General features: G+C 73.1%; 9 protein-coding genes. 3 read left to right on the top strand and 6 right to left on the bottom strand.

Features of this window, described 5'->3' with window-relative positions:
• Nucleotides 1-105: 105 nt before the first annotated feature.
• Nucleotides 106-1,737, bottom strand: a complete 1,632-nt coding sequence (pruA, locus tag ACFZCP_RS39450) for an L-glutamate gamma-semialdehyde dehydrogenase (protein ID WP_391439304.1) — start codon at nt 1,735-1,737, stop codon at nt 106-108.
• Between the two features lie 39 nt (nt 1,738-1,776).
• Nucleotides 1,777-2,703 (bottom strand): proline dehydrogenase family protein, encoded by a 927-nt coding sequence (locus ACFZCP_RS39445; RefSeq protein ID WP_391439301.1) that lies wholly within the window; start codon nt 2,701-2,703, stop codon nt 1,777-1,779.
• A 284-nt stretch (nt 2,704-2,987) separates the two neighbouring features.
• Here ACFZCP_RS39445 and ACFZCP_RS39440 point away from each other — a divergent pair, with 284 nt between their 5' ends.
• Complete coding sequence (locus ACFZCP_RS39440) at nt 2,988-4,226, top strand: helix-turn-helix domain-containing protein (RefSeq protein WP_391439294.1); 1,239 nt, start codon at nt 2,988-2,990, stop codon at nt 4,224-4,226.
• Nucleotides 4,227-4,537: 311 nt separating this feature from the next.
• On the opposite strand, the gene ACFZCP_RS39435 is transcribed toward ACFZCP_RS39440, so the two are convergent.
• Nucleotides 4,538-5,980 carry an aminotransferase class I/II-fold pyridoxal phosphate-dependent enzyme gene (locus tag ACFZCP_RS39435; RefSeq protein WP_391439288.1) on the bottom strand — a complete coding sequence of 481 codons (1,443 nt, stop codon included), beginning with the start codon at nt 5,978-5,980 and terminating at the stop codon, nt 4,538-4,540.
• A 47-nt stretch (nt 5,981-6,027) separates the two neighbouring features.
• Between ACFZCP_RS39435 and ACFZCP_RS39430 the strand changes: the two genes are divergently transcribed.
• Nucleotides 6,028-7,290, top strand: a complete 1,263-nt coding sequence (locus ACFZCP_RS39430; RefSeq protein ID WP_391439281.1) for an MFS transporter — start codon at nt 6,028-6,030, stop codon at nt 7,288-7,290.
• Between the two features lie 191 nt (nt 7,291-7,481).
• Here ACFZCP_RS39430 and ACFZCP_RS39425 read toward each other — a convergent pair whose 3' ends face one another.
• From ACFZCP_RS39425 to ACFZCP_RS39415, 3 genes are all read right to left on the bottom strand, one after another.
• The gene (locus ACFZCP_RS39425; RefSeq protein WP_391439401.1) at nt 7,482-9,269 is read right to left on the bottom strand and encodes an Ig-like domain repeat protein; all 1,788 of its coding nucleotides are present in this window, start codon (nt 9,267-9,269) and stop codon (nt 7,482-7,484) included.
• 55 nt (nt 9,270-9,324) lie between these two features.
• Nucleotides 9,325-10,404, bottom strand: coding sequence for a hypothetical protein (locus ACFZCP_RS39420; protein WP_391439277.1), 1,080 nt, complete (start codon nt 10,402-10,404; stop codon nt 9,325-9,327).
• A 422-nt stretch (nt 10,405-10,826) separates the two neighbouring features.
• Nucleotides 10,827-11,411: a TetR family transcriptional regulator gene (locus ACFZCP_RS39415; protein ID WP_391439273.1), complete on the bottom strand. Its 585-nt coding sequence runs from the start codon at nt 11,409-11,411 to the stop codon at nt 10,827-10,829.
• Nucleotides 11,412-11,508: 97 nt separating this feature from the next.
• Here ACFZCP_RS39415 and ACFZCP_RS39410 point away from each other — a divergent pair, with 97 nt between their 5' ends.
• Complete coding sequence (locus tag ACFZCP_RS39410) at nt 11,509-13,053, top strand: MFS transporter (protein WP_391439268.1); 1,545 nt, start codon at nt 11,509-11,511, stop codon at nt 13,051-13,053.
• Nucleotides 13,054-13,228 lie beyond the last annotated feature (175 nt).

The raw sequence follows: 13,228 nt of genomic DNA, 5'->3' as shown, positions 1-13,228 counted from the left end.
CTGTCACCGCCGTGGGTCCCGTGTGACCGGCCGGGAATTGGAAACGGGCCGGGAAGCCTGTTCGGGTGGCAGGCTTCCCGGCCCGTTGCTCGGGGAAGGGGCTGATCAGCCCATGTGCGGGTACGCGTAGTCGGTCGGCGGGACCAGCGTCTCCTTGATGGCGCGGGTCAGGGTCCAGCGCAGCAGGTTCTGCGGGGCGCCGGCCTTGTCGTTGGTGCCGGAGGCGCGACCGCCGCCGAAGGGCTGCTGGCCGACGACGGCGCCGGTCGACTTGTCGTTGATGTAGAAGTTGCCGGCCGCGTAGCGCAGCTTCTCCATCGTGTACGCCGCTGCGGCGCGGTCGTTGGAGATGACCGAGCCGGTCAGGGCGTAGTCGGAGACCGACTCCATCTGCTCCAGCATCTCGTCGTACTTGTCGTCCTCGTAGACGTACACCCCGAGGAACGGACCGAAGTACTCGGTGCGGAAGATCTCGTTGTCCGGGTCGGTGGAGACGACGACGGTCGGGCGGACGAAGTAACCGACCGAGTCGTCGTAGGTGCCGCCCGCGACGACCGTGCAGGTCGGGTCCTCCTTGGCGCGGTCGATGGCGGCCTTGTTCTTGGCGAAGGCACGGTCGTCGATCACGGCGCCGATGAAGTTCGACAGGTCGGTGACGTCACCCATGGTCAGGTAGTCGACCTCGGCCGCGAACTCCTCCTTGAAGCCCGAGTTCCAGATGGAGGCCGGGATGTAGGCGCGGGAGGTCGCGCTGCACTTCTGGCCCTGGTACTCGAAGGCGCCGCGGGTCAGGGCGGTCTTCAGGACGGCGCGGTCGGCGCTCGGGTGGGCGACCAGGAAGTCCTTGCCGCCGGTCTCGCCGACCAGGCGCGGGTAGGTGCGGTACTTCTCGATGTTGGTGCCGACCGTCTTCCACAGGTACTGGAAGGTCCTGGTCGAGCCGGTGAAGTGGATGCCCGCGAGGTCGCGGTGGACCAGGGCGACCTCGGAGACCTCGATGCCGTCGCCGGTGACGAGGTTGATGACGCCCTTGGGCAGGCCCGCCTCCTCCAGCAGCTGCATGAGCAGGACGGCGGCGTGGGTCTGGGTCGGGGACGGCTTCCAGACCACGACGTTGCCCATGAGAGCGGGCGCGGTGGGCAGGTTGCCCGCGATGGCGGTGAAGTTGAACGGCGTGATCGCGTAGACGAAGCCCTCCAGCGGGCGGTGGTCCATGCGGTTCCACACGCCCGGAGAGTTCGCCGGGGGCTGCTCGGCGAGCAGCTGGCGGGCGTAGTGGACGTTGAAGCGCCAGAAGTCGACCAGCTCGCAGGGGGTGTCGATCTCGGCCTGCTGGGCGGTCTTGGACTGGCCGAGCATGGTGGAGGCGGCGAGGGTCTCGCGCCAGGGGCCGGCAAGCAGCTCGGCGGCGCGCAGGATGATCGCGGCGCGGTCGTCGAAGGACATCGCGCGCCAGGCCGGCGCGGCGGCGAGGGCCGCGTCGATGGCGTCCTGGGCGTCCTGCCGGGTGGCGTTGCGCAGGGTGCCGATGACGGCCTTGTGGTTGTGCGGCTGGACGACCTGGAAGGCCTCGCCGCCGCCCATCCGCTTCTCGCCGCCGATGGTCATCGGCAGGTCGACCGGGTTCTCGGCCAGCTCCTTGAGCCTGGCCTCCAGGCGGGCGCGCTCGGGCGAGCCGGGCGCGTAGCCGTGCACCGGCTCGTTGACGGGGGTGGGGACCTGGGTCACAGCGTCCATGAGATCCTTGACTCCTTGTACGTGAGCGGGTGTTCGGGCTCAGCCCTTGCTGACCATGCTGCGCAGGAAGAAGCGCAGGTTCGCCGGCTTCTCCGCCAGACGGCGCATGAAGTAGCCGTACCAGTCGGTGCCGTAGGCGGTGTAGACGCGCATGCGGTGGCCCTCCGCGGCCAGTCGCAGGTGCTCCTCGCTGCGGATGCCGTAGAGCATCTGGAACTCGTACTCGTCCAGTTTGCGCCCGGCCTGGTGGGCGAGCTCCTGGGCGATGGAGATCAGGCGCGGGTCGTGGGACCCGATCATCGGGTAGCCCTCGCCCTCCATCAGCGTCTTCAGGATGCGCACGTAGGCCTTGTCGATCTCGTGCTTCTGCTGGTAGGCGACCTCGGCGGGCTCCTTGTAGGCGCCCTTCACCAGGCGCACGCGGCTGCCGGCGGCGGCGAGACGGCGGGCGTCGGCCTCGGTGCGGAAGAGGTAGGCCTGGATGACGCAACCGGTCTGCGGGAAGTCCTTCCGCAGCTCCTCGTGGATGGCGAACATCGAGTCGAGGGTGGTGTGGTCCTCGGCGTCGAGGGTGACGGTCGTCCCGATGGCGGCGGCGGCCTCGACGACCGGGCGGACGTTGGCGAGGGCCAGCTCGTGGCCGTTGTCCAGGGCCTGGCCGAACATGGACAGCTTGACGGACATCTCGACCTTCTCGCCGAGCTCCAGCTCGCGCAGCCGGTCGATCAGCTGGAGGTAGGCGTCCCGGGCGGCGGTGGCCTGGCCGGGAGTGGTGATGTCCTCACCGACGACGTCCATCGTCAGCTCCAGGCCCTTGTCCGTCAGGTCCTGGATGATCGGGACGATGTCGGCCACGGTCTCACCCGGGATGAAGCGGTCCACGACCTGCTTGGTCACCGGGGCCGCCGAGATCAGGCGTCGCATCCGGTCGCTGCGCGACGCAGCGAGAATCACGGGACCCAGCACGGGGCACCTCCACAACAAAGGACCAAAAGACGGCCGAGAGCCCACGATTCGGGTACGGCACGGAGAACCACCGTGAAACCTAAGGATCTCTCCGATCGTCGGCCATCGACAGCTGTCACGCATCCGTGCCCTGGATCTCAGACAGATGTATGAAGGCCTCACGGAAATGCGGCAGAATGCCCGGATGACGGCCGATGCCGCGTCCCTGCCAGGGGGCGCCCCCGGATCCTCAGCCGGACGACCCGGGCGGCCCTGCAGAGCGGCGCGGAGATGTCGAGGAGAGTGTGATCAACAGCGATTCCCACCGGGGTGACTACCAGGAGCTGGTGGATGAGATCTCGGAACTGCTGGGCGCGCCCGCGACCCTGGAGAACCGGGACTTCGAGCTGATCGCCTTCGGCGCGTACGACAGCGAGGGCGATCTGGACGCCTCGGCTCTGGACCCGGTGCGCACCCGCTCGATCCTGACCCGGCGCTCCACGGCCGCGGTGCGGACGTGGTTCGAGGGCTTCGGCATCACGCGCGCCACGGGACCGGTGCGGATCCCGCCGACGCCCGAGGCCGGTGTCTACCGCGGCCGTGTCTGCCTGCCGGTACGCCATCGGGGCGTCGTCCTCGGCTACGTCTGGCTCCTGGACGACGACCCCGGTCCGACCGACGCGCAGCTGGCGGCCGCCATGCAGGTGACGGGCCGGATCGGCGCGCTGCTCGCCGACGAGGCGCAGGCGGGGGCGGGGCTGAGCCGGGAGCTTCGGGCAGTGCTGGGCGCGGAACGCGGCTGGCAGCAGGACATGGCGGTGGCCGAACTGCGCACGGCCCTCGGCGCGCGCGCCGCCGCACCCCACACGCTGGTCTGTGTCGCCCCGTGGCTCTCGGCCGATCCCGACGAGGCCCCGTCCGCGCGTACGGTCCCGCATGCCACGGCGCTGTGCACGGTGCCGTGGGGGGCCACGGCGCAGAGCCTCGCGGTCCTGGTGCGACTGCGCTCGACGGACGTGGGGGCGCCCGCGCTCACCGTGGCCACACGGCTGCTGAAGGAGGCGGAGGGGGCGCGGGGGGCCGCCGGACGCGCGTCCGGAAGCAGGCCGGGGGCGGGCGGGTCCGGCACCGGGGTTGCCGCCGGTGTCGGCGAACCACGCTCCGGGCTGGCCGAGCTGGGGGCGGTCTGGGAGGAGGCCTCCGCCGCCGCGCGGGCGGCGCTGGCGGACCCACGGTTCGGGCCCGTCGCCCAGTGGCGGGGCATCGGGCCGTACCGGCTGCTGACCGCGCTGCCGTCGCAGCCCGCGCACGACCCGGTGGTGGGCCCGCTCCTCTCCCCCGTCCACCAGGAGCTGGCCCGCACCGCCGAGGTCTACCTCGACTGCGCGGGGCAGGCCGGCCGGACGGCCGCCGAACTCGGCATCCACCGGCAGACCCTCTACTACCGCCTGTCCCGCGTGGAACAGCTGACGGGCCTGGACCTGGACGACGGCGAGGACCGCCTGCTGCTCCACATGACGCTGAAGAGGGCCCGCCTGCTCTAGCGGTCCGGGACGGCCCGGACGACGAGCCCGCCCGGACCCGGACGGCACCGAGGCCCCTGCTGCCGCTCACGACACCGGAGGTCACAGCTCCGGCTGCCCGACGCGGACCGCATGGCACCGAGGAGGGCACGGCGGCGGCCGAAGAGGGCGTGGCACTGCCCGAAGAGAGCGCGGCTCCGGCCGGACGCGGCGCTGTTTCAGCTGTCGGGGTAGGTACGGCACCGGCCGGACGCGGCGCAGCTCCGGCCGTCGGGGAAGGGGCGGCTCCGGCCGTCATGCAAGGCGCGGCTCCGGCCGGAGGTGGCGCGGTGTTAGCCGACGGAGAAGGTGCGGCCCGGGGGGTTCGGGCGGCCGTCGAGCAGGTCCCCCACCGTCGCGATGGCCTCCGTGATCGCGCGCTCGGGCACATCGCCGAAGCCCAGGACCAGTTGGGGCGGGCCGGGTGCCCGTGACGCGCGGCAGGCGCTCATGCCGTACAGGCCGACGCGTCGGGACAGGGCGTCGGCGAGCACCTGCTCCTCCCGGGCCCCCGCGGGCAGGTGGGCCACCGCGTGGAAGCCGGCGGCGAGGCCGGTCAGCCTCACCCGTGGCGCGTGGACGGCGAGGGCCTCGACCAGGGTGGCGCGGCGGGCCGCGTACATCGTGCGCATGCGGCGCAGATGGCGGTCGTAGCGGCCGGACTCGATGAGCCCGGCGAGGGCCAGCTGGTCGAGGGTGGGGGTGCCGCGGTCGGCGATCCGCTTCAGCTCGGTGAGCGGTGCGGTGAGCGCGGGCGGGCACAGCAGCCAGCCGATGCGCAGGGCCGGCGCGAGGGACTTGCTGACCGTACCGATCGAGATCACCCGGTCGGCCGCCAGGCCCTGGAGCGCGCCGACCGGCTCCCTGTCGTAGCGGAACTCGGCGTCGTAGTCGTCCTCCACGACGTAGGCGTCGCGCCGCCGCGCCCAGGCGAGCAGCTCATGGCGGCGATCCGGTGCAAGGACGACACCCGTCGGCCACTGGTGGGCGGGGGTGACGATCACCGCGCGCACTCCGGTCGCGTCCAGGGCCCGTACGTCGATGCCGTGCGCGTCGACGGGGACCGGGACCGGGGTGAGGCCCGCCGCCCGCACGGAGGCCGTTGCGGTGGCGGGGCTGCCGGGTTCCTCGTGGGCGACGGCCCGCACACCGGCGCGCGCCAGGGCCTGGAGGGTGAGGCCGAGTCCCTGGGCGTAACCGGAGCAGACGAGCGTGTGGCCGGGGTCGGCCGCCGCCCCGCGGACCCGGCGCAGATAGCCGGCGACGACCGTGCGCAGGGCGAGGCTGCCGCGCGGGTCGCCGTAGTCGAGGTCGGCCGTCGGCATGCGGCGGGCCGCTTCCCGGATCGCCCACAGCCAGTCGGCGCGCGGGAAGGAGGCGAGGTCGGGGACGCCGTGCCGGAAGTCGGCGATGAGGCGCGGGAGTTCGGCCTGCGGCTCCGGTGCGGTCGGTGCGGGGGGCTGTGCGCAGGGGGCCACGCGGGTGGCCGAGCCGGCGCGGGTGACCAGATAGCCCTCGGCCTGCAGTTGGGCGTAGCAGTCCTGGACGAGACCGCGGGACAGGCCCAGGGTGCGGGCGAGTTCGCGGGAGGAGGGCAGCCGTTCGCCGGCGGGTAGCCGCCCGGTCCGGATCGCGTCGCGCAACTGCCGCTCCAGTTGCGCGCGCAGCTGTTCGCCGCTGGCGCGGTCGACGGTCAGCAGCAACTCGGGGGACCGACCGGCCCACTGCACAGGCATGGAACCGGAGCTTACCGGGGGGCCGGTCGCCGCCTAGCGTCGACGTCATGACGACCTCCGCGAACCCCCGTGCCGCAAGCGGGACTTCACCCGCCCGGCCACCCCTGCTGACCCGTGCCCTGCTCCTGCGGTTCGTGAGCATGCTCGGCGCCTCGGTGAGCTTCTTCCTGCTGCTGTCGGCGGTGCCCGCGCACGCCGGCCGTGGCGGGGCGGGCCTCGCCACCGGTGCGCTGATGCTCTCCACGGTTCTCGGCGAGCTGGCCGGCCCCTGGATCATCGCCCGGTACGGCAACCGGCTGCCGCTGATGGCCGGGCTGTTCCTGCTCGGCGCGCCCGCACTGGCGCTGCCCGCCGCCGACGGCCCGGCCTGGACCGCGGCGGTCTGCCTGGTGCGCGGCCTGGGGTTCGCCCTCACGCTGGTGGCGGGCGGCGCCCTGACCGCCACGCTGATCCCCGCGGAGCGCAGGGGCGAGGGACTCGCCCTCGTCGGCCTGGTCGCGGGTGTCCCGTCGCTCGTCAGCCTGCCGCTGGGTGTGTGGCTGGCCGGGAACGTCGGGTACGGGCCGGTCACCACGGTCGCGGCCGTGGTGGCCCTGGCGGCGATCCCTTCGGTGCCGGGGCTGCGGGAGGGCGCGCCGGACAGGCGGGCAGACGCGCCGGGGCCGCGGGAGGCCCTCGGCATGGTCGGGGCCATGCGCCGCGCGGAACTGCGGCGGCCCGCGGTGGTCTTCGCCGCCACCGCGCTCGCCGCCGGGATCCTGGTCACGTTCCTGCCGCTGGCCGTCCCCCGCGCGTCGGCCGGTGTGGCGACGGCGGCCCTGCTGGTGCAGAGCGCCGCCTCGACCGGGGCCCGCTGGGTGGCGGGGCGGTACGGGGACCGGCACGGCTCCGGGAGGCTGGTCGTCCCGGGCCTCGTGCTGTCGGCCGCCGGGCTGCCGGTCGTGGCGGCGACCTCCCGTCCGGTGGCCGTGATCGTGGGTGCGCTGATCTTCGGAACCGGCTTCGGTGTCGCCCAGAACGCCACCCTCGCGGTCATGTACGGCCGCGTCCCCCGGGCCTCGTACGGGACGGTCTCCGCCCTGTGGAACCTCGCCTACGACGCAGGTATAGGCGTGGGCGCCGCGGGCTTCGGCCTCCTTGCCGGGCACACCGGGTACGGGTGGGCTTTCGTGCTGACGGCGGTGGCGATGGCGGCCGCGCTGGGCCCGGCGGTGCGTGACCGCAGGGCCGGTCACGCACCGCCGCACGGGGCGTCGGACACCCCGCTGACGGACGGGGGGTCGGACACCCGGCTGCCGCACGGAGACTGAGGCACCGGGCCGCCGCACAAGACCTCAGACACCCCACCCCGCACAAGAGCTCTCCCCCGGCGCGAAGGCCACGACACCCCACCCCCGCACGGAGACTGAGACACCCGGCCGCCGCACAACAACTCAGACCCCCACCCCGCGCAAGAGCTCTCTCCCCACCCCACACGAAGGCCGAGGCGCCCTTCAGCGGGTCATCGGCACTGTCCGGACCGGGGGCCGGTCACGGTGTTGCCGCCGTGGTCCAGGCCCGGCCGGTTGCCGTCGCAGGAGAGCGGACCGTCGACGCGGTTGCCCTCGAAGGCGGGCGTGTCCTCGCCGGGCATCGGCCCGCTGCCGCTGTTGCCGGTGATCCGCACCGCCCCGGTCACCTCGTTGCCGTCGGCGCCGATGCCGCCGGTGTTGGCGTCCAGGGTCAGCGGACCACGCACGACGTTGCCCGGGCAGGCCTGTGCGTCGCCGCCGAGCCGTACGAAGCCGCTGCTGTGTCCGACGGTGAACGGCCCGGTGAGAGCCGAGCCGCAGACGGCGACGGCGAGGGCTCCGTCGGCGGTGACGGGCCCCTCGATGCGGGCGTCCGAGACGGCCAGCGACCCCCCGGGCCGCACGGTGACCCTGCCGTCCTGGCTTCCGCCGGAGGCGATGCACACGGCCTGGCCGGCGTCGACGGTCAGGCCGCCGTGGTGGGCCGTGTCGAGGCAGGGCCGGCTGAAGCCGACCGTGAGATCCGTGGGCTCGCCGGTCGTGCTCGGAGCGAAGACGGGGTCGCCGCTGTAGGCGGCGGTGATCGCGTGGTGGCCGGGTCGCAGCCCGGCGGTGGTGAAGCGGGCCCGGCCGTGGTCGAGCGGCACGGTCGCCAGCGGGGCCGGGCCGTCCGAGAAGGTCACCGTGCCGCCGGGGGTACCTGCGTTCGCCGGGTCGACGACGGCGGTGAGGGTGACGGCGTGGCCGAACAGCGGGGCGGGCGTGTCCGCAAGGAGCGAGACGGAGGTGCCGTACCGGAAGGAGACGACCGCCCTGCCGGCGCCGTGGTTGACGCCCTGCAGGAGCCGGGCCTCGAATGCGGCGGGGGTCGCGTAGCTGCTGCCGCCGCCCCCGCCGGCCCCGTAGAGGTTGCCGGGGTTCCCGCCGCCGGAGCCGCCTCCGCCGCCGAAGTAGCCGCCTCCGCCTCCGCCGCCGCCGTTGCCGCCCCGGGCACCGTTGCCGCCCGTGCCTCCGCTGCCCGGGTTGGGCAGGCCGGTGTCGGGGTCGGTGTCGCTGCCGGCGCCTCCGGGGCCGCCGAGGGCGGAGTTGGGGCTGCCGGTGCCGGGCGCGTCCGGGCCGCCCCCGCCGCCGGCGACGCCGGAGCCGTCGGGGCCGCCGCCCTGGCCGCCGTCCCGGCCGGCCGGTCCGCCGCCGTCCCCTCCCCCCAGCAGGGGGCCGCCGTTGCCTGCGCCTCCTCCGCCGCCGGCGACCAGGACCCGGTCCGAGGGTCCGAAGCCGCCCACCCGCACGTCGGAGGCGCCGCCGCCGGAACCGCCCCCGCCATGGGCTCCCCCGCCGCCGGAACCGTGGCCGGATCCGCCGGGCCGGGCGAATTCGCCGTGCCGGGAAGTGCCCGGGACGCCCGCGGCCCCCACGGTGATCTGGAGCTGCTCGCCCGCGCTGACGGCAAGCCGTGCCCGGGTCTCGCCGCCGAGTCCGCCGGGTGCTCCGGCGTTCGGCGGGTTGGGGGCGACGAAGCCGGCCGCGCCGCCGCCCTCGGCGCCGTACAGGTCGACGGTGAGGGCGCTCACCCCGTCCGGCACGGTGAAGACGTCCGTGCCGGAGGCGCTGTAGGTGCAGGTGGGCGGGGTGGAGGTGAACAGGCCGCCGGCACCGCAGGGCGACACGGCGGGCAAGGCGGCGGGGCCGGCCGGTTCGGCGGCCGCGGCCGGCAGCGGCGCGAGGACCGCCACGACGAGACCGGCCGCGCCGAGGGCGGACAGGAACGGGGTGCGCATGGGGCTCAACGGGGTTTCCCTCAGGCAGGAGTTCGAAAGGAGGCGGGGCGTCGGCTCAGACGCCGTCGTCGGCGCACAGCGCCCAGACGTCCGAGTAGGTGCTCGGCGAACTGCCGCCGCCGGTGTGGGTGGAGGCCGTCCAGTACGCGGCGCCGGTGGTGCCGTCCGCGACCGGGGTGCCGCCGAAGTCACTGGGGTAGCTGCCGTTGAGGTGGTCACCGGGGGAGCCGGGACCGGTGAAGTCGGTGGTGGTGACGCTGCCCCCGCTGATCGCGGCACCGCCGCCGACCAGCTTGCCGTCGTTGCCGCCGCAGCCGACGGTCGCACTCTGGCCGCTGGTGGCGGCGGTGGGGCCGCTGACCTCGCCGAAGCGCACCTTGACGGTCACACCGCCGATGTTGATGCCGCTGCCGCTGCAGACGGCGTAGGCGTAGGTGGTGTTGCTGCTGTTGCCGCCACCGCCGTTCCAGCCGACGGCGGTCCAGGAGTCGGGGTCGCTCTCGCCGTCGGCGGCGGCCTTCTGCCCGTGGTCGTGCGCGGCGTCGTCGAAGGTGGGGAAGCTCGCGATCGGCTTGAGGCTGCCGACGCTCGCGGGTGTGATGCGGGCCCCGCCGCCGAGCAGGCGGGTGCCCGCGGGACAGGTGGCGGTGACCAGGCCGACCGTGCTGCTGCCGGTCGGACCGGCGAGCTTGTTCATCACCACCTGGGTGTGGTTGATGAGGCTGCTGTTCAGGCACACGGCGTACGGGGTGGTGGAAAAGCCGGCGTCGACCGCTCCCCCGCTGCCGCCGATGCCGAGCCAGTGCGTGACGTCGGTGCCGACCACTCCGGTGGTACCGGTGTACTCGGTACTGCCGTCGGGGCTCGGCGAACTACCGTTGATCTTGTTGCCGTTGGACGCCGTGCCGGTGCCGATGGCCTGGTCGACGCCGCCCCCGGAGATCAGGCCGCCGGCACAGCCGGCACTCGTGGTGATCTCGGAGAAGGTGGAGGCCGGTCCGGCGGTGGCGCCGGGGGTCTTCACCGTGACTGCCACGGAGTTGGCGTGGGCGACGCCCGGCGCGGCCAGGACGAGCGCAGCGGCGATGACGCATGTCTTCCCTGCGGCGATTCGCCGCACGAGTCCGGTCCTCATCGAGTACTCCCTCTGGGCAGGCCGCTGCCGCGGCCGAACGGGAACGCGGGGACGATCGGCCGTGTGGCCGTCGGTCGCGTACGGGGGGGCGACGGGTGAACTGCTCACAGATCAGGGCACGGTGGCCACATGTGGGCCGACTCCGCTCCCCGCACTCCGTGATCTTCTGGATCACTGATGAGTGGTCGCCTGCGGGGAGCGCCCGGGTGCCGCGGCAGCAGCGTCTCCCGGGTGTTCCGGACGCCCTCTGTCCGCTTGGAGCATGCGGACTCTAACAGTCACACAGGCCCGCATCTACGGCTTCCGCCCATGGAAATCCCTTGCAGATGCGGCCTTTCCCCTTCCCCGTGGCCACGCCTCGGAGGAACCACACACACGACCGCCGCACAGCCGGACCCGGCTCGTGCGATGCTCCAGCCGGGTCAGCTCTTCGCGGCCGCCGCGGCCACCCGCCGCAGCCCCTCGGTGAGTTGCTCCGCATTGGTCGCCGAGTCCGGATCGAACAGCCACTGGACCATGAGGCCGTTGAGGAGGGTCTGATAGAAGCGGCCCTCGGTGTCCACGGCCTCCTTGTCGAGGTCGGCCTCCGGGATGCCGCTGAACATCGACACGAGACCCGACCTGCCCTCCTCCTGCGCCTCGGCCAGCAGCTTGCGCACCTCCGCAACCCGGTCGCCCTGGAAGACGAGTTCGAAGCTCAGCAGCCAGATGGCCCGCGCCTCGGGCAGGGACCGGATGACGTTCTCCCACAGCTCCCGGAAGCGCGCCATCGATCCCGGAGGCTCTGCCACCTCCCCGCCCACGCCCGGGTCGAAGGTCTCGCCCACGCCCTCGATCAGCGAGATGTAGGCCTGCACCAGCAGCGCGTCCTTCGACCCGTAGTGGTAGCCGATGGAGGCGAGGTTGGTCCCCGACTCCTTCACGACGTCCCGCGCGGTGGTGCGCGCGAAGCCCTTCTCCAGCAGGCAGCGCTTGGCGCCTTCCAGCAAATCCTCACGGTGTCCCATGCGGACCACCCTACCGCCGATCCATACAAGCGTCCTATACAGATGACTTATACAATCGTTCTAGACAAGCGTTTAAGACGTCCGTACAGTCATCGGCATGACGCACTCGACGAGCTCCAACTCCCCTGCCGGGCGCGCCGGTCGCCGCGAATGGACCGCGCTCTGCGTGCTGATGCTTCCGCTGCTGCTGGTCTCCATGGACGTCTCGGTCCTCTACTTCGCCGTCCCGGCGATCAACGCGGACCTGGAGCCGAGCGGCACCCAGCAGCTGTGGATCTTCGACATGTACGGCTTCGTCCTGGCCGGCCTGCTGATGACGATGGGCTCGCTGGGCGACCGCATCGGCCGGCGCCGGCTGCTCCTGTTCGGCGCCGCCGCGTTCGGCGCCGCCTCCCTGGTCGCCGCCTACGCGAACAGCGCCGAGACCCTGATCGCGGCCCGCGCGGTCCTCGGCATCGGCGGGGCGACCCTGATGCCGTCGACCATGGCGCTGCTCCGCACGATGTTCACCGACCCCAAGGAGCGGACGAAGGCCATCGGCATCTGGTCCGGCGTGATGACCGGCGGCATCGCCCTCGGCTCGGTGCTCAGCGGCGTTCTGGTCCAGTACTTCTGGTGGGGCTCGGTCTTCCTGGTCAACCTGCCCGCGATGGTGATGCTGCTGATCCTCGGCCCGATCCTGCTGCCCGAGTCCCGCAGCCCCGAGCCCGGCCGCTTCGACTTCGTGAGCGTGCCGCTGTCGATGGCGGCGGTGCTTCCCCTGATCTACGGCCTCAAGGAGATCCCGTCCGAGGGCTGGCACCCGCAGTACGTCGTCTCCGTCACCGTCGGCCTGCTCTTCGCGGCCCTCTTCGTCCACCGCCAGCGCACGGCCGCCTCGCCGATGATCTCGCCGGCCCTCTTCCGCAGCCGGGGCTTCGCCCCCGCCGTCGTCCTGAACCTCGTCTCCGCGCTGGCGATGATGGGCTCGGCGATCTTCACCACGCAGTACCTGCAGTCGGTGCTCGACAAGAGCGCGCTGGAGGCGGCCCTGTGGGCGCTGCTGCCGTCGGTGCCGATCGGGATGGCCGCCCCGGCGGCCACGGCCCTGGTCCACAAGGGCGTGAACCGCGCCTATGTGGTCACGGCGGGCTTCGTCATCGGCGCGGCGGGCTACGGGATGCTGGCCCTGCTCGGCACGGACTCCCTCTGGCTCGCCCTCGTCGCCTCGGGCGTCCTGGCCTCCGGCATCGTCATGGTGATCTCGCAGATGGCGGACCTGGCCATGAGTGCCGCCCCGGTCGAGAAGGCGGGCTCCGCCTCCGCACTGCTGGAGACGGGCGCGGAGTTCGGCGGCGCGCTGGGCATGGCGGTCCTCGGCTCCATCGGTACGGCCGTCTACCGCCACGAGATGCCGGCGTCGGTCCCGGCCGAGGCCCACGAGACGCTGGGCGGCGCGCTCGCCGTCTCCGGTCGCCTGCCGGGGCGTGCGGGAGACGCCCTGGCCGCGACGGCCCGGGAGGCGTTCACCACCGGTATGCACGGCGCGGCCCTCGCGGGGACGGTGATCCTGGCCCTCGCGGCGATCGCGGCGGCGACGACCCTGCGTCGGATCCAGGTACGGGAGACGCCGGCGGAGGCGAGCGAGCAGGTCGCCGTCTGATCCCTCTCTCGGCACGAAAGAGCGCCGGGCGGGCTGACATCGGTCAGCCCGCCCGGCGCTTTCACGACGGCGATCAGCCACACGTTCCAGTGCGCCGGGCGCTTTTCGCAACGGCGACCGGCCACACGTTCCGGTGCGCCCGGTGCTTTCACGACGGCGACCGGCCGGAACGATC

It is taken from the genome of Streptomyces sp. NPDC007971 (assembly GCF_042958635.1).
Lineage (GTDB): Bacteria > Actinomycetota > Actinomycetes > Streptomycetales > Streptomycetaceae > Streptomyces.
The sequence above is the reverse complement of the archived record's forward strand: the minus strand, read 5'-3'. Positions and strand labels throughout refer to the sequence as shown.